This window comes from Microcoleus sp. B7-D4 (assembly GCF_036705125.1).
Classification (GTDB): domain Bacteria; phylum Cyanobacteriota; class Cyanobacteriia; order Cyanobacteriales; family Microcoleaceae; genus Microcoleus.
On sequence record NZ_JAUBTT010000062.1, the window covers coordinates 20931 to 36942 of the forward strand.

At 45.6% G+C, this 16012-nt stretch carries 16 protein-coding genes; 12 read left to right on the top strand and 4 right to left on the bottom strand.

What is annotated here, in order from left to right; translation table 11 throughout:
* Positions 1 to 40: 40 nt before the first annotated feature.
* Complete coding sequence (locus tag QUB12_RS23585; RefSeq protein ID WP_333106625.1) at positions 41 to 352, top strand: DUF2973 domain-containing protein; 312 nt, start codon at positions 41 to 43, stop codon at positions 350 to 352.
* A gap of 47 nt (positions 353 to 399) precedes the next feature.
* On the opposite strand, the gene QUB12_RS23590 is transcribed toward QUB12_RS23585, so the two are convergent.
* Complete coding sequence (locus QUB12_RS23590; protein WP_333308611.1) at positions 400 to 600, bottom strand: hypothetical protein; 201 nt, start codon at positions 598 to 600, stop codon at positions 400 to 402.
* Between the two features lie 394 nt (positions 601 to 994).
* On the opposite strand from QUB12_RS23590, the gene QUB12_RS23595 reads away from it, so the two are divergent.
* The 11 genes from QUB12_RS23595 (at position 995) to QUB12_RS23645 (ending at position 12396) form a co-directional block, all read left to right on the top strand.
* Positions 995 to 2269: a transposase gene (locus QUB12_RS23595; RefSeq protein ID WP_333138372.1), complete on the top strand. Its 1275-nt coding sequence runs from the start codon at positions 995 to 997 to the stop codon at positions 2267 to 2269.
* A 52-nt stretch (positions 2270 to 2321) separates the two neighbouring features.
* Positions 2322 to 4310 (top strand): DICT sensory domain-containing protein, encoded by a 1989-nt coding sequence (locus QUB12_RS23600; RefSeq protein ID WP_333138370.1) that lies wholly within the window; start codon positions 2322 to 2324, stop codon positions 4308 to 4310.
* 29 nt (positions 4311 to 4339) lie between these two features.
* The gene (locus tag QUB12_RS23605; protein ID WP_333138367.1) at positions 4340 to 4579 is read left to right on the top strand and encodes a hypothetical protein; all 240 of its coding nucleotides are present in this window, start codon (positions 4340 to 4342) and stop codon (positions 4577 to 4579) included.
* A gap of 611 nt (positions 4580 to 5190) precedes the next feature.
* Positions 5191 to 5691, top strand: coding sequence for a peptidoglycan-binding protein (locus tag QUB12_RS23610; protein ID WP_333138365.1), 501 nt, complete (start codon positions 5191 to 5193; stop codon positions 5689 to 5691).
* A gap of 299 nt (positions 5692 to 5990) precedes the next feature.
* Complete coding sequence (locus tag QUB12_RS23615) at positions 5991 to 6416, top strand: photosystem I reaction center subunit II PsaD (RefSeq protein ID WP_333106609.1); 426 nt, start codon at positions 5991 to 5993, stop codon at positions 6414 to 6416.
* Between the two features lie 162 nt (positions 6417 to 6578).
* Complete coding sequence (locus tag QUB12_RS23620; RefSeq protein ID WP_333138363.1) at positions 6579 to 7439, top strand: GNAT family N-acetyltransferase; 861 nt, start codon at positions 6579 to 6581, stop codon at positions 7437 to 7439.
* 20 nt (positions 7440 to 7459) lie between these two features.
* A complete protein-coding gene (locus QUB12_RS23625; protein WP_333138361.1) occupies positions 7460 to 9073 on the top strand; it encodes an anthranilate synthase component I family protein in 1614 nt (537 codons plus the stop codon).
* Positions 9074 to 9152: 79 nt separating this feature from the next.
* Positions 9153 to 10037: a PhzF family phenazine biosynthesis protein gene (locus tag QUB12_RS23630; protein ID WP_333308613.1), complete on the top strand. Its 885-nt coding sequence runs from the start codon at positions 9153 to 9155 to the stop codon at positions 10035 to 10037.
* A gap of 134 nt (positions 10038 to 10171) precedes the next feature.
* The gene (locus tag QUB12_RS23635; protein WP_333308614.1) at positions 10172 to 10801 is read left to right on the top strand and encodes a type I restriction enzyme HsdR N-terminal domain-containing protein; all 630 of its coding nucleotides are present in this window, start codon (positions 10172 to 10174) and stop codon (positions 10799 to 10801) included.
* A 126-nt stretch (positions 10802 to 10927) separates the two neighbouring features.
* Positions 10928 to 11491, top strand: a complete 564-nt coding sequence (locus tag QUB12_RS23640) for a Uma2 family endonuclease (RefSeq protein ID WP_333308616.1) — start codon at positions 10928 to 10930, stop codon at positions 11489 to 11491.
* Positions 11492 to 11919: 428 nt separating this feature from the next.
* Complete coding sequence (locus QUB12_RS23645) at positions 11920 to 12396, top strand: hypothetical protein (RefSeq protein WP_333308619.1); 477 nt, start codon at positions 11920 to 11922, stop codon at positions 12394 to 12396.
* Positions 12397 to 12413: 17 nt separating this feature from the next.
* Here the strand turns inward: QUB12_RS23645 and QUB12_RS23650 are convergent, their stop codons facing one another.
* From QUB12_RS23650 to QUB12_RS23660, 3 genes are all read right to left on the bottom strand, one after another.
* Complete coding sequence (locus QUB12_RS23650; protein WP_333308621.1) at positions 12414 to 13265, bottom strand: hypothetical protein; 852 nt, start codon at positions 13263 to 13265, stop codon at positions 12414 to 12416.
* 468 nt (positions 13266 to 13733) lie between these two features.
* Positions 13734 to 15050, bottom strand: coding sequence for a homoserine dehydrogenase (locus QUB12_RS23655; protein ID WP_333138351.1), 1317 nt, complete (start codon positions 15048 to 15050; stop codon positions 13734 to 13736).
* A 132-nt stretch (positions 15051 to 15182) separates the two neighbouring features.
* Positions 15183 to 15938, bottom strand: a complete 756-nt coding sequence (locus QUB12_RS23660) for a Uma2 family endonuclease (RefSeq protein WP_333138349.1) — start codon at positions 15936 to 15938, stop codon at positions 15183 to 15185.
* Positions 15939 to 16012: the final 74 nt, after the last annotated feature.

A 16012-nucleotide genomic window follows, 5' to 3' on the forward strand; every position in this document is an offset into this window, starting at 1 on the left:
GTAAATTGCTGTGTGGCTGTTTAGCCCGGAGGAGAAGATAATGTTGCACCTGCTTTATATTTTAGCTTTTACCGTTCTTGCCTTTCTGGCAGTCGGTAACTTAATCCGCAGTCTAGTCACCGTTGGTATGGAATCCCAGCGCCCTCAACAGTTCAGGGCAAATAATCCCTACGCATCCTATCCTCGCTCTCAATCTGTACCACATCCAGAACTTTTAGACGAACACGGAAATGTTGTCAATGAGCCGCTGTTAGTGATGCGTTCGCTGACTGTCCAAGACGCCCGCGAACAATTAGATGCTCTCTACAAATCATCTCCGGGCGGCAGCGACGAAGGGGGCGAACTAGCCTGATACAACCACAGCCGCAGCATTTATACTCAGGCGCGATGGGGAGCATCTCATATTTGTAAAAATACTTCTTCTGGCTCCTTCCTTCTTGTGGCTCCTTCCTTCTTCCTCTTTCCTTCTGCCTCCTGCCTCCTGCCTCCTGCCTCAAAACTCCAATTTCTAGCTTGGCCGCAAAGGTGAGATGCTCCCGCGCGATGCCTCAAAAAAATATAGGACTTACACGCTAGGTGTCCGAAGCCCGGTTTATTCATAGATGGTGGGTAAAAACCGGGTTTCTTGGGATCAGTCGTCAAAATAATTGGTCGTTAGTTTTTAACGAATGGCTAATTATTTGCGCTTTTTTAAAGTTTAATTACCGATTAACCAGATCGATCGCCAAAAAGCGATAATTATGGCACTGATATCCAATAGAGCGAGGATAGTTTGACACTCAAGTACAGGGAAACTAGGAATCTTGGCGGGCACGGCGGAGCGAATTGGGGCGAACACCGGGATACTCCTGGAGAGCGAAACCGATTTCTTTGTACTTTACTTACCGAGAAAATGGGTTTAAAGCCCTGCCCTTCTAGGGCGGCTTTTTTCTTATCAATCGTGTTGTCCCTTTGTAACAGTATGGTACAATACTGAGACAAGGAGGTACTACAAGTGTTTTCTCTAACCTACGAGTTTAAGCTCAAACCTACCGTCAGCCAAGTTTCACTGTTTGAAGACTGGCTAGAACAGTGTCGGCGGGTGTATAACTACGCACTTGCTGAACGGAAGGCTTGGTATAAGTCTCGTAGTTGCCTGGTTAATGCTTGTTCCCTACATTCCGAGTACATTATTCCTGCTGATGCTAAGCGTCCTACTTATGCTTCTCAGTGCAAAAGTTTAACAGCAGCAAAAGAAAAAATCCCCGCTTTGAGGGTAGTTCAATCGCAAGTTCTACAACAAACACTTAAACGGTTAGAACAAGCTTTTGTTTCAATGTGGGAGAGAAACTTTGGCTTTCCTCGGTACAAGAAGCCTGGTCGCTGTAAATCTTTTGTTTTTCCACAACTGGGGAAATCGCCTTTGAAAAACGGCATGATTAACCTACCTAAAATAGGTTGGGTTAAGTTCCGACAATCAAGGGAGATACCTGGTGATGCCTTGGTGAAACAAGCTCGAATTGTTAAACGAGCTAGCGGTTGGTACGTGATGCTTAGTTTGCAATGGGGTGTATCTGTACCTCAAGCAACACCATCAGGAGAAGCAGTAGGAATCGACGTAGGATTAATCAGTTTTCTCGCTACATCATCTGGGCTAACACTACCAAGACCGAGGTTTTTTGTAGACCTTCAACGCAAGCTTAAATTGCTGCAACAAAGAGTCAACAGAAAGAAACTTGGGTCAAATAATTGGCGTAAAGCTCAAACGAAAGTGGCAAAACTCCATGAACATATAAGCAACACCCGCAAGAACTTTCATTGGCGTACTGCTCACTTGCTTTGCAATGAGGCAGGAATGATATTTGTTGAAGACTTAAATTGCAAAGCTCTAGCTGCGGGAATGTTAGCCAAGCACTGCCTAGATGCGGCTTGGGGACAATTCTTCAATATTCTGAAACAGTGTTGTTTTAAGCGTGGAGTCTTTTTCAGGGAAGTTGACTCTAGAAAAACAAGTCAAATTTGCCCTAACTGTGGAGTGGAGACAGGTAAAAAAGATTTGTCAGAACGTATCCACAAATGTAATAGCTGCGGGTATACAACTGATAGAGATGTTGCCGCAGCCCAAGTAGTTCTACGACGAGGACTTGCAGCGGTAGGACATACCGTCAAGATGCTTCCCGGAGGGCAAAGTCGTTGGACTCCCTACGAGTTAAGAATCTTCGCGCTTATAGGGCGGAGAGTGTCAACAAGTGCTGTAAATCTATCAGATACTGAAGAAGGAGCGCTCTAAAGCTCCTATCGCTCCTGTTTTGTCATCGGCAAAAATGCACGTTTAAAGCTAGATGATCGTCCCTATTTCGCTACTGGCAGAACTTCTGCAAGCTTTGCCCCAACTGCGGGCACAAATTTATTTCAAATCTTCCATGACAGCCCTGTCTCACGCTATGGAAGACTTAGTTTTGGCGGGTTCCGACGACGAACCCCTAGTCATTGCAAGCTTTCAGCGAGAGCGCTTCTACCGCCAGGAAGCTCACCGTTACCGGCGAATTGCCTCACGATCCTCTCAGGTATATGTGCTGGCAGCACCGGAAACTGAGTTTAAAAATTCTTCGGAGTGTCACGAAACTGTGGCGTTTGCACCGGAGGACGGATTAAGTAAAGAGTGGCACTTAGTGGTACTGGGGGAACACTACTCAACTTGCCTGATTTGTCAAGAAAAAATTGTGCCGATCGACAACCAGGACGATCGCGGGCCACTGGTGATGGATCAAGCTCGCAGATTTGAAGGAATTTGGACGTTCGATCGCGAGGTCAGCTCCAAAGCGGCCGCATTGTTGCTCGATAGAATTGTCAATTATCGCCCGGAATTGGCGGAAAAGATCGATCGAGCGCGAACTACTTACAAGCTCAAAACACCGAAAAAAACGAGGAAATCCGCCACTGCCAAAGCCGCCAAACCCGACAAAAGTACGGCAAAAAGCTCAAAAATTCCCCATCCAAAATTGAGCGATGCTTTTACCGAACGCTTAGTCACCTACTTGCAAGCAGGCCAGCACAAACTGCTCAAAGCATACGCCGCCATCGCCGCCCAGGAACGCAAAGAACGCCTGGTAAACTTAATTACAACGGCAATGCGGCAGTCTCTCAACCCACAAGAAATCGTCGAAGTTGCAGTTCAAGAACTGGGAACTGTCCTGTCAGCAAGCCGATGTTTGATTTATCGGTGCAAGACCGCAGATGTGGCGGTCAAAATCGATCGCGAGTTTTTGGCTCCCGGCGCTAGTTCCATGCTGGATCAGACTTGGCTGTTGCAGGAAAATCAAATATGGATTGAGGCGGTGGCGCGGCAAGAGCGAGTTTACATCCAAGACACATCACAACACCCCCTAATTGTCAATACAAAATTCCTGGAAAAAATTGTAAAAAATTGGCAAATTGTCTCTTGGTTAATGGTGCCAGTGCTTTATCATGGGCGGGTTTTGGGAATGGTGGAAATGCACCAGTGCCGATCGACTTTGGCTTGGGAAGAAGACGAAATTGCTTTAGTAGAGGCGATCGCCACCCAACTCGGAGCAGCATTAATTCAAGCAGAAACCTACGCTCATTTAGAAGAACTAAACCAACAATTAGAAGCATTAGACCGCACTCGCAGCAATCTAATTGCCATCACCGGACACGAACTTCGCACTCCACTTTCTACGATTCAAGTGTGTTTGGAAAGTTTGAACTCGGAACCAGATATGCCTGCAGAATTGCGGCAAATCATGTTAGAAACTGCCCTCGGCGATGCCGATCGAATGCGGAAACTCGTGCAGGATTTCTTAACTCTTTCTCACTTAGAAAGCGGGCGAGTCCAATGGAATGTAGAATCGCTGACGCTGCAAGAATGCGTGGATTTAGCCCTCAGCAGCGTGCGCTCGCGCACGGTCGATCGACAGTTACCGGAAATTATCGCCGAAGTGTCCGCAGAATTGCCTTTAGTGCAAGCTGACGGAGAGTGGTTGGTGGAGGTGCTCTCCAAACTGCTAGACAACGCTTGCAAATTCACCACACCTCAAGGAAGCGTGACCATAAGAGCCAAAAGCAACGGTTCTCGGATGGTGGAAGTGCTGGTAGCCGATACGGGGAGGGGAATAGAGGCGAACAGTTTAAAAGTAGTGTTCGATCGATTTTATCAAGAAGAAGGAGCTTTGCGCCGCAGCACCGGCGGTACCGGTTTGGGATTGGCAATTTGCAAACAGATTGTTGCCGGCTGGGGCGGTAAAATTTGGGTAGATTCCGCAGGAAAAGACCGAGGAAGTGAATTTCACTTTACTATTCCCACTGTTTAGACTCAATTGATACAGCGTATTCCAGGTTTATGAAGTACACACTCCTAACCGGGTTTCTTTACAGTTATCGCATCATTACTGATTCTGTTGCTCGAAACCCGGTCGATCGCGATCTACATTTACCTGGGGAATCTACTGTAAAAAACCGGGTTTGTGGGCGTCTGAGCGCGCAAGTATCGATCGAGTTATATCAAATCCGGCTGCGCTGGCATGATATCAAATCGGCTGCTAACAAATTTGATATGAGGGGCTATTTACGCCGGACTTGATATCAAATACTAATCTACAGTCGTCTTGAGACGACTTGAGCTATGAGGATCTTGTTTCAACCCCTGTCGGACTTAACGACTAATATTAATGCCGATTGCATCGGAATGATTTAACCACAGAGAACGCAGAGCTCGCAGAGAAAGAGAAGAGAGAGATGAATAATTCCGATGTAAACGGAAAGGATATCACCCTCAATCCTCACCCTGTGAGATCGGCCTTAAAGGTGATGTGGCGGGAGCGGTGTTCAGCTTTAAAATAGAAAGTATCAAAGCAGATTCAGGATGCGCTTACCGTCTTAAACCCGGTTTGGCGACAGAATACCTAGGGACGCTGCCGAAAATTAATAGCAGTTTAAAATAAGAATCCAACTGTAGGTAAGCTGCAAACCCCGATCGTAATCAGTCCTGCCGAATCTAAAATCTAAAATCTAAAATCTAAATTGGTATAAGTCTGCCCTGCACAAGCCGTGACATGGTAAAAGTCGATCGAATCTGTTGAGGCACTGCCGAGGCCAGTGTTGATTCGTGGAAAGTTGAAAATGCAAATGTTTGGCCCGGAAAAAGTTTTTTTCCAGAAGAATACTCAAACCTAGAGGTTAGCAAAATCGATTATGTCACCTACAACCCAGATGAAATCTACTCAACCTATGGCCAAACAGCCACAACTACAATTAGGTTCTCAAGGTAAAGCGGTATTGGAACTCGAACAACTGCTAACCAAGTTGCACCTTTACCGGCAGCCTGCTAAAGGAATTTTTAACAAAGCAGTTGAATTTTCTGTGAAGCTGTTTCAGTTTCGGGTTTTCTTGTCGCCCGACGGCATTGTCGGGCCACTGACTTGGCAGGCGCTTTATACTGGAGCTCCAGTTAATATGCCGGTACTCAGATTGGGCAGTTCTGGGCAAGCAGTCGCTACTGTTCAGGAAGTTCTCAAAATTTCCCAGCATTATGGCGGTAAAGTTGACGGCGACTTGTCTACTTTGACGGACAAAGCTGTTCGCGCATTTCAAAAAAGCTTTGGGATTGAGGCTGACGGGATTGTCAATCAGGAAACTTGGACTGCTTTGAGCCAAATTCCGCGCGGCTATGACCCTAATTCGTTCTTGACTTAGGGTTGACGCGGTAAATTGTGCGATCGTGTGTGGGGGTAATTTGGGGGAATGTGCGATTATTCAGGTGCCCCACAAGCACCAGAATAATTGCTGTTTTTTTTTGATTATTTTTTCGGAATTCGTGCTGCCTAATTTTGTTTTCTAACTTGGGTGGAAATTACCAATTATGAATTATTAATTACTAATTATCAGTTATCAGAAAAGATCGATCGCCAAAAAACTGTTAATTTTCCTTACAATTTCGAGAACAGCGTGCAGTCTCGATGATACGATGCCGTAAAAATCCTTTGGATATATCTATGGCCGAACAACTTACTGGACAACCCCCAATCTTCGGCGGCAGCACAGGCGGCTTGCTGACCAAGGCGCTAGTTGAAGAGAAGTACGCTATCACTTGGACTAGCCCCAAGGAGCAGGTGTTTGAAATGCCTACGGGTGGCGCTGCGATTATGCGTCAAGGCGACAACTTGCTGCATCTGCCCCGGAAGGAGCAGTGCATCGCTTTGGGCGGCCAGCAACTGCGGGCTAAATTCAAAATCACGAACTACAAAATTTACCGCGTGTTTCCAGACGGTACTACTGAGTACCTGCATCCCAAGGATGGCGTGTTCCCTGAGAAGGTGAACGAAGGTCGTCCCTACAACGGTAAGATTGACCGCAATATTGGCAGCAATCCAAATCCGGCTACGCTCAAGTTCACAGGTAAGAAGACTTTCGATCCTTAGACGATGAGTGCATGGCTGAGCAAAACATAGGTAATATTCCCTGTAAGGCTCAGCTTGTAAACTTGTTTTTGCAGTAGTATTCTGGCGCGGGAGGCTAAGCCCGCAGCGCCAAAATACTACTGCAAACTTCTAATCTTATTAAAAGTTAATGTTAAATTAAAAATGAATCTCGCAATCAGGCGAGCGCAGCCTTCTGATATCGATGTTTGCGCTCGCATTAATTATGAAGCTTTTAAATGTATTTCCGATCGCCATCAATTCCCTACAGATTTTCCGACGCTGGAGTTTTCAACTGAAATTATTGGTCTTCGGATCGAAAGTCCGTTGTTTTTTGGCATAGTAGCCGAGAGTTCCGGTGCGGTTGTCGGCTGCGGGTTTATGGACGAACGCAACCCGATTCGCGGTATCGGGCCCGTCAGTGTCGATCGAACTTTTCAAGGTCGCGGCACGGGACGGGAAATCCTGAAAGCTTTGCTGGAACGGGGACAGGACGCTGTGGGCATCCGTTTGGTTCAGGAATCTTTTAATATGGCCTCGCTGTCGCTGTACGCTTCTTTGGGTTTTGAGGTGAAGGAACCTTTCGTGTTAATGGCAGGGAAGTTTCGCAGCCAGCCTCCGCATGGGTTTGAGGTGCGCCCGATGGCTAGTGAGGATGTTGGTGAATGTGCTGCTTTGTGCGAAAAACTGTGCGGGTGCGATCGAACTTCGGAGATTGAAGACGCCCTGACTTTCTTTTCTCCTTGGGTTGCTTGCAAACAAGGTCGGATTGTGGCTTATACTTGTGCGGTGTCGGCTTTGAGCCACAGCGTCGCGGAAACTGAAGCCGATATGCAGGCTTTGCTCTTGGGGGCTGCTGCGTACAATTCCGAAGAATTGCTTTCTTTTCACTTGCCGCTGAGGTACCCAAGTTTGTTTCGCTGGTGCTTGGAAGAGGGGCTGCGCGCCCTCAAGCCGATGGCGGTGATGGCAGTTGGCGAGTATCGGTCGCCGGAGGGATGTTGGTTTCCGTCTTTTGTTTATTGATTGTATAGCGAAGTTAGTATATGATATTTCCCGATTTCTCACAATTTTCGGAACTGGCGAAACAAGGCAATTTTGTACCCGTGTATCAAGAATGGGTTGCTGATTTGGATACGCCGGTGTCTGCGTGGTATCGGGTTTGTGCGGGTCAACCTTACAGTTTTCTGCTGGAGTCTGTCGAAGGTGGGGAAAAACTTGGGCGTTATAGTTTCTTAGGGTGCGATCCGTTGTGGATTTTGGAGGCAAGGGGATCTCGCACAACTCAAGTTTACCGTGACGGTTCCGAAAAAGTATTTACGGGCGATCCGTTTGTAGCTTTAACTGAATGTTTGGAGTCTTATCAACCGGTGAAATTGCCGCAGTTGCCGCCGGGAATTGGCGGGCTATTCGGTTTTTGGGGTTACGAGTTAATTAAGTGGATAGAACCGCGAGTTCCCGTGCATCCAGCCAGTGAGAATGATTTGCCGGATGGATTGTGGATGCAGGTGGATAATTTGCTGATTTTCGACCAGGTGAAGCGGAAAATTTGGGTCGTCGCCTATGCGGATTTGCGCGAGGTTGGCGTTGATTTGGCCGATGCTTATCAGCAAGCGTGCGATCGCGTTGGTAAGTTAGTTGAGAAGCTGCAATCGCCACTTTCCAGGCAATCTACTCTCATAGAATGGACACCTCCCAATAACGGGCAAGATGCCCGTTCCACAAGAGATAAGGACGGGCAAGATGCCCGTTCCACAAGAGATAAGGACGGGCAAGATGCCCGTTCCACAACCGGAAATACAGAATTGGCTTACACTAGCAATATTACCCGTGAAAAGTATTGTGCCAATGTCTTAAAGGCGAAGGATTATATCAAAGCCGGAGATATTTTTCAAGTAGTTATTTCGCAGCGACTAGAGGCTGAATACAGTGGCGATTCTTTTGCACTTTACCGCTCTTTGCGTCTCATAAATCCTTCTCCGTACATGGCTTATTTTCATTTCAGAGATTGGCAGATTATCGGTTCGAGTCCCGAAATTATGGTGAAGGCGGAAAACACTGCTGATGGCAAAAAGATAGCAACTTTGCGACCGATTGCCGGCACTCGCCGCCGGGGTAAAACTCCTCAAGAAGATGATGCTTTGGCTGCTGAATTGCTGCAAGATCCGAAGGAAATTGCGGAACACGTCATGTTAGTTGATTTGGGTAGGAACGATTTAGGAAGAGTTTGCCGAAACGGTACTGTAAAAGTTGACGAGTTAATGGAAATTGAGCGTTATTCTCACGTCATGCACATTGTGAGCAATGTGGTGGGAGAATTGGCCCAGGATAAGACAGCTTGGGATTTGTTGAAAGCTGGTTTTCCTGCGGGTACGGTTAGCGGTGCTCCGAAGATTCGGGCGATGGAGATTGTGCACGAGTTGGAAGGTTGTCGCCGGGGGCCGTATTCAGGGGTTTACGGGTATTATGATTTTGAGGGACAGTTGAATAGTGCGATCGCGATTCGGACTATGGTTGTTCGCTCTCAAGGAGGCGATAAACATTCGGTTTCTGTGCAAGCAGGTGCTGGTTTGGTAGCTGATTCTAACCCGGATATGGAGTACGAAGAAACGCTGAATAAAGCCAGGGGAATGTTGGAGGCAATTCGCTGTTTGAAGTAGCGAGGCGGAGCCTCTGGATCTCTGTTACCAGGCAGAGCCTGGTAACAAGAAACACAAACTACTGTTGAACGAGGGAAATGTGAATTTTTATATAGTTGACGTGTTTGCGGAGTCAAAATATGCTGGCAATCAACTAGCTGTATTTTGCGGTGCAGGAGTTGCCGAACTATCTGAGGCTCAAATGCTACAGATAGCGAGGGAAATCAATTATTCAGAAACTACGTTTATTCGATCGCCCGATCCGCGAGATGGCGGCTATGACGTGCGGATATTCACGCCCAAGAAGGAATTGCCCTTTGCCGGTCATCCGACTTTGGGCACTGCGTTTGTGTTGCAGCAAGAGATTATTCGCGAAAAGGTCGATCGAGTAATTCTCAATCTAGCCGTCGGTCAAATTCCAGTTACTTTTAATTATCACAATGAAGCGGCAGATATTTTGTGGATGCGACAAAACCCGCCTAGTTTTGGTCAAGTTTTATCAGCCGCAAGTCTGGCAAATGTCCTGAATTTAGAACCAGATGAAATTGATCCAAACTTCCCAATTCAAGAAGTTTCTACGGGAGTACCGTTTATAATTGTCCCATTAAAAACCCTCGCATCGCTCAAAAAAGCTCAAGTCAATTTAGATAAATATTTTGAGCTAGTTGATACAATGGCAGCAAAAGAAATTTTGATATTTTGCCCAGAAACCTACAGCGACATTAATGATTTAAGCGTGCGAGTTTTTGCCCATTCATTAGGAATTCCAGAAGATCCGGCGACTGGCAGTGCTAACGGCTGTTTGGCGGGATATTTGGTAGAATACGCTTATTATGGGGAAACAAAGATTGATGTCAGAGTAGAGCAGGGTTATGAAATCGATCGACCTTCTTTGCTGTTGTTACAATCCGCCAAAAATGAAGGGGAAATAGCAGTTTTGGTGGGTGGTAAGGTGGTGATGGTTGCTAAGGGAGAATTTGTGTAAATATTTAAGGGATTTTTTTTTACCGCAGATGCACGCAGATATGTACAGCCCGGTTGAAATTAGATTTGGGCGATCGAGGAAATGAATTGTATGTTGTATAATGTAGTTAAGATTAGGAATAATCATCAAAAACTATGACGGCAACAATCCAAGCTAGAGAAGTTACTCTCTCCTACTTAAGGGAAAAATTTAATATCCAACTCGTTGATGACGACCAATTTTTTCGTGAATGGATTGACGAATTACCCGAAATCAGCGAATTTGAAAAACAATTTCTCGATCAAGTGAAAGCTAGCTATTTCAACTTAGTCGAGTATCCTCCAATGCTAGAAACTACCGTCAAAATGGTGGTCTTATCTCCCTTGCTACATTTTGCAGGTTTCTATTTACCTCCCTTTCATATCAAAGCTGAACCTGAAGTAGAAATTTTCTTTGAAGACGAAGACGAGACAATTATCAGAGGTAGGATGGATGTCCTGGTTTTAAAACAGCAGTTTTGGGTAATGGTTATCGAGTCAAAAAGCGCTCAAATTTCCATAGAAACAGGATTAGCGCAAATATTAGCTTATCTGCTGGCTAATCCTAATCCTAGCATGGCGTCTTTTGGAATGCTAAGCAACGGCAGGAATTTTCAGTTCATTAAAATGACGTATCAAGGTACACCGCAGTACGGTTTATCTAATTCCTTTGATTTGCGCGATCGAGGGAATGAATTGTACAATGTACTCAAAATTATGAAGCGAATCGCTCAAATTGTGAGATAAGCTGTTGTGCATTTAAATTGTATGTTGAGGGCGGGCAAGATGCCCACCCCACAAGAAGGAAAATTTATTGCCCCAGGCAATTTAAATGCGTATTAGCTTAGTACAGATAAAAGAGGATTAACTCACATGGTAAGTTCACTCATCGAATCAATAGAAATTCAAGTGATTGAATTTCCCCGCATTTCCCTAGAAGAATGGATGGAAAACCCGCCTGACAGCACAGAATGGGTAGATGGAGAATTAGTGGAAAAAAACGGCATGACAGCAAAAACTGGTCGGATTCAATCTCGGCTATCCCGCTATTGGGGAAATTACGCACTTTCCAGCGGACAAGGTGGAGAAGTTTACACAGAAACAGGTTGCCGTACAGTAGGGAGAGGTCGCTGTCCCGATGTTTCCTACTTGACACCAGAATTAGTCGCCCAATTTAATGATTTTACCATACTTCCTCAAAGTTTTCCGTTGATTGCTGAAATTATTTCTCCTACTGATAAAGCCGAAGAAGTATTTGCCAAAACAAATGAATACCTGCAATCGGGCTGTCAAGAAATATGGCTGGTACTTCCTGAGAGTCAGTGGATTGTTGTTGTCACTCAACAGCAGAGACTTTTATTCGCCAGAGGTGAAGTTGTCAGCACTCAAATAGTTTTGCCTGGTTTTAGTATGGCCGTCGATGAGTTGCTAGCGTAAAAAATTAAAAGAATAAATTGGTTGAATTTAATTATGGATAATTCTTTAGTCCCTATACGGGACGAAAGTTTGTGTAGGATAGGTTTCAACCGCCGAGTTTGAGCCGCAGGATTCGGTATTATACCAATTCTCCCAAATCGGGCAACAGTTATGAGTTTTTGGTTTGTTTCCTGAAAGACTGTATGCACCGGTGCGTCGCTGTGAGATAGTCGCTTTTTTTGATAAATTTTGAGAGCGACGCACCCTACAGCTACTGTTGCATGATTTTTTATAATTAGTATTACTCTTTAGTCCCTATACGGGACGAAAGTTTGTGTAGGATAGGTTTCAACCGCCGAGTCTTTAACTCAGCTAATATGAGGTAGCTCATATTCATAGACTCGCGCGATTGTTAGGCTAAAAAAGTCATCCCTACCAGAGACTTTCCAATGCTGCAAACATTTTCGCGGACTTTAAATGTATCCCCTGACGCTTCTGAAACGCTGCTTTCACTGCCATTAACCAGCTTGCTCGATTCACCGGAATTCAATCAAGTCTTGGGAAGTCTGGATAGTGGTTTGCTCAAAGAAACTTTGCCAACTGCTGGAACTGTTTTAGCTCAAAAGCTGCCGCGTTTTTACGACTGGTTGCAAACAGAACTAGGAATTAAAAACGTCCCTGAGAGTCCCGATCATACTACGAAATGGGTAATCGGTTTTTTGAAGAATCAAGAAAGTTTAACTCGTTTAGTTGAATTGCACAAATCAATTCCCAGACAGGCATTAGAACGAGCGATACCTCGTTTAGTTAGCGCCTTTGATGAGGTTCAACCCACCGCTGTAAAGCAAGAATGGGAAAAAGCGATCGCAGCACTTTGTCTGGTTCTCGCCGTCGCAGCACGGGAAAATCAGCCATCTGCGGCCTGAAGCCATTCTGTCTGAGTTTAAACAAAGCGCTTTTTTCGGAAAATTTGCAATTGAGTGCGATCGATCTCAACGACTACTGGCCGCCGTTTGTTGAGGACGATCGCATTGTGTCTGTTTAGCAAAAGCCACTGAGCCAATATTGCCACAATCGCGCGCCTTTTGAGAAACTTGCCTTCAAAACGCGCCATTCGGACGATCGCCTCTTCGATTTTATAACAACAGTTGTTACCCTTCTGGGAAATCACAAAAATCGTTCCCGGTATGTAATCGCCTTCATTTGCCCAGAAAGCATACCTTTCGCCTAAAGTAAAGTAGTGAAAAACATTGTTAGCGGTGGAAGTTTTAGCTAACTTTTCCGAAACGCCCAAAGAATTAAAAATTACAGTGGATCTAATATAATCCGGGTATTTTGCTGCTATTTGCTGAGCAACTTTGCCGCCCAAACTTTCTCCGATAACATCCGGCGGATTCCCGCTGTGAAATTGCTGCTTTATCCAATCAATAGCACCCACAGTTTGCGCCGATTTTAACTGGCGTTCTAGTTTTGCCATAAATACATCGGGCGTATCTTCCAAAACGCGCTCGAAAGGATACCAAGAACCGTAGCCGCGAATCACGAAAACAGGCGGATTATTGCCAGAAATGGGGAGGCGACTTTCAGCATAAAAACCAGTGCGAGAGTCTTCAAAAACTTTTTTTATGATATAATTTCCATCAATAACTTGCCCTTCTTCGTGCCGAATGTAGATTGAAGGATTATTGGGTTTAAAAGTATCGTGCAGTTGGGGTTTGGCAAACTTTTCATACAGGGAATCTAGCAAGTGCCTTCCCGTTTTGCGATCGACAAAATCTGATTTTGTTATTTTCATCCCAAATCTCATTTTTAACTGCTTGTGGGGGGAAACGCGGTATTTTTGCAAAATACCTTTACCCAGATTTGGTAGGGGCGGGTTCACCAACCATATCTAACGATTACCGACAATCTAGATAAACCCGCCCCCCACCACCGATAACCTAGGTCAACCCGAAATTTGCATCGCATCGGAAAATGTACATGATGATTTATGGTTCGGTTCGGGCGGGTTTTCGAGATTGTTTGTTTCAGGCAATTATTGTTTGTAACACCCGCCCCTACAAGCACCCGGTACATGATGATTTATGGTTCGGTTCGGGCGGGTTTTATGGATTGTCAATTATTGGCAAATATTGTCGGTGAAACCCGCCCCTACCAAATCCGCCAAATGTACATCGGATTTATCGTTGGGCGAGGGCGGGTTTTATAGATTGTCAATTATTGGCAAATAGTGTAGGTAAAACCCGCCCCTAGCAAATCACTTTTACAAAACTCGCAACGTGCTAGCAACACTATCGACTGCTTCCATCGCGCGAATTTCATCGAGTGCTTGTTGAAAATTCCCTTCCCTAACATCGTGAGTCACGACGACAATTTCTGCTAAATCGCCGTGAATTCCCGTCTGCACAACTGATTCCAAACTAACTTTGTGATTGCCGAAACAAGTGCCGAGTTGGCCAATTACCCCCGGAGTATCGCGCGTCAGAAAACGGGCGTAAAAGCGAGTAACAAGTTCCTGCATCGGAGCAATTTTGCAGTAGTGTTGGTGACTGCAACTCAGCAAAGGATGGGGAATCGGAACAGTTTCGGTTTTCAGGATAGCCGCGACATTCATGATGTCTGATACTACGGCGCTAGCTGTTGGGCCCGCACCGGCGCCGCGCCCGTACAGCATCAATTGCCCGATCGGCTCTCCTTCGACTAAAATTGCATTGTAAACCCCGTTGACACTAGCCAGCGGATGAGTTTTCGGCACAAAACTAGGATGCACTCGAATTGACAGCAGTTCGCTTTCTGCCTCAGCTTGCTTGCCATTGTAGCGGGAGGTTTCTTGAGCAATAGCCAACAATTTAATCACAAATCCCAGCTTGTCGGCGTAGTCAATATCAGCCGCACTAACTTTTCTGATACCTTCGCAATGAACATCTGCTAATTTGATGCGTCCGCCAAAAGCTAGCGAGGCTAAAATAGCAATTTTATCGGCCGCATCTAATCCATCTACATCTGCTGTGGGGTCAGCTTCAGCATAACCTAATTGCTGAGCGTCGGCGAGCACTTCAGCAAAGTCTGCGCCTTCTGTTTGCATCCGCGTCAGGATGTAATTAGTTGTGCCGTTGACAATGCCGGTGACAGTTTGAATGCGGTTTGCACCTAAAGATTGTTTGAGGGTTTGAATGACTGGAATGCCGCCGCCGACAGCAGCTTCTAGCATTACGTAAACGCCTTTATTGTTGGCGGCCTCGAAGATTTCATTACCGTAGCGGGCGATAACTGCTTTGTTGGCAGTGACGACGTGCTTGCCGCTGGCAATAGCTTGCAGAATGAGCGATCGCGCCGGTTCCAATCCGCCAATCAGTTCTACTACAATATCAATTTCAGGGTCAGTTGCGATCGCTTCTAGGTCAGTTGTCAGCACATTTTCTGGCAATTGTAAAGACCGAGTTCGAGAAATATCGCGCACTCCCACCCGATAGATTTCCAATTCCTGCAACAGCGGATGGCGGCCATCTGGGGAGAGCAAAATCTCTGCTGTTCCCGCGCCAACTGTACCCAAACCTAACAAACCAATTTTGAAAGCCACGACTTTGACCCGTAGAAACTCAATTAACCTACAATCATTGTATGCTAATCAAGCAATTTGTCATTTAAGTAAGCTCAATATCCAGATCCCCGACTTCTTTAATAAGTCGGGGATCTAATTTGAGATGACAATTCACAGTTCTGAATCCATGTCTACTCCCATTTCTCGGAGTCGCTGGGCCAATCTTTCGGCCCGCTGGCGTTCTGCATTAACTTGCTGTTCTAGCTGCCGATTTTGCTGTTCTAGTTCCTGATTTTGCTGTTCTAGCTGCTGTCGCTGTGCTTCTTCTTCTCGAATTAAATCTTCTACTAGCGGCGGACATAGCACTTGATTAACCGATAAAATAAATTCAGCGAACTGTACAGAGTGAACTTGCTGTCCAGGCAAAAATTCCTGGTGAGAGTAACTGCCTTCATTTTCTGGACGGCTACACACTCGTATTTTCGGTTGATTGGCGTCTACAATCCAATATTCAGGGATATCAATTAAGTCATATTCTGCCCGTTTGCGAATGTAGTCGTCCCGCCAATTTTGACTGGTAACTTCGATAACTAACAGCGGTTTTTCTTCAAAATCTAGCACTGCGGAACCAGGTTGCGCGCAGACTTGTTCCCACAGACTCTGAGTGCAAATCACCACATCAGGAATGCGAGAAGAGTTTTCCTCAGTTCGGACTGCGGTAGTCACAATTGCAACTATCGGTAGGTTGTGTGCTGCAAAGAAGCGCCGGAACTGATAAACTAAAAATTCACAAATTTTGATATGTATTGCTGTAGGTGTTGGCATTTCGATTAGATTGCCCCGATATAATTCATAACAAACACCTGATTCTCCCTGATAGTTCAGATATTCTTCAAAGGTGAGTTTTTGGGTAGAAGTTATAACCATGTCAGTTATCTCCCTTTTTCGGTGAGCTTACTGTATATTTTACACTTGTATTGGGTGAACCAGCCCCTCCAGCC

Bases quoted from the DNA above. Each gene is read 5' to 3' on its own strand.
- QUB12_RS23585 (WP_333106625.1), top strand. From the start codon at position 41: ATGTTGCACCTGCTTTATATTTTAGCTTTTACCGTTCTTGCCTTTCTG.
- QUB12_RS23590 (WP_333308611.1), bottom strand. From the start codon at position 600: ATGAATAAACCGGGCTTCGGACACCTAGCGTGTAAGTCCTATATTTTT.
- QUB12_RS23600 (WP_333138370.1), top strand. From the start codon at position 2,322: ATGATCGTCCCTATTTCGCTACTGGCAGAACTTCTGCAAGCTTTGCCC.
- QUB12_RS23605 (WP_333138367.1), top strand. From the start codon at position 4,340: ATGAAGTACACACTCCTAACCGGGTTTCTTTACAGTTATCGCATCATT.
- QUB12_RS23610 (WP_333138365.1), top strand. From the start codon at position 5,191: ATGTCACCTACAACCCAGATGAAATCTACTCAACCTATGGCCAAACAG.
- QUB12_RS23615 (WP_333106609.1), top strand. From the start codon at position 5,991: ATGGCCGAACAACTTACTGGACAACCCCCAATCTTCGGCGGCAGCACA.
- QUB12_RS23620 (WP_333138363.1), top strand. From the start codon at position 6,579: ATGAATCTCGCAATCAGGCGAGCGCAGCCTTCTGATATCGATGTTTGC.
- QUB12_RS23625 (WP_333138361.1), top strand. From the start codon at position 7,460: ATGATATTTCCCGATTTCTCACAATTTTCGGAACTGGCGAAACAAGGC.
- QUB12_RS23635 (WP_333308614.1), top strand. From the start codon at position 10,172: ATGACGGCAACAATCCAAGCTAGAGAAGTTACTCTCTCCTACTTAAGG.
- QUB12_RS23640 (WP_333308616.1), top strand. From the start codon at position 10,928: ATGGTAAGTTCACTCATCGAATCAATAGAAATTCAAGTGATTGAATTT.
- QUB12_RS23645 (WP_333308619.1), top strand. From the start codon at position 11,920: ATGCTGCAAACATTTTCGCGGACTTTAAATGTATCCCCTGACGCTTCT.
- QUB12_RS23650 (WP_333308621.1), bottom strand. From the start codon at position 13,265: ATGAAAATAACAAAATCAGATTTTGTCGATCGCAAAACGGGAAGGCAC.
- QUB12_RS23660 (WP_333138349.1), bottom strand. From the start codon at position 15,938: ATGGTTATAACTTCTACCCAAAAACTCACCTTTGAAGAATATCTGAAC.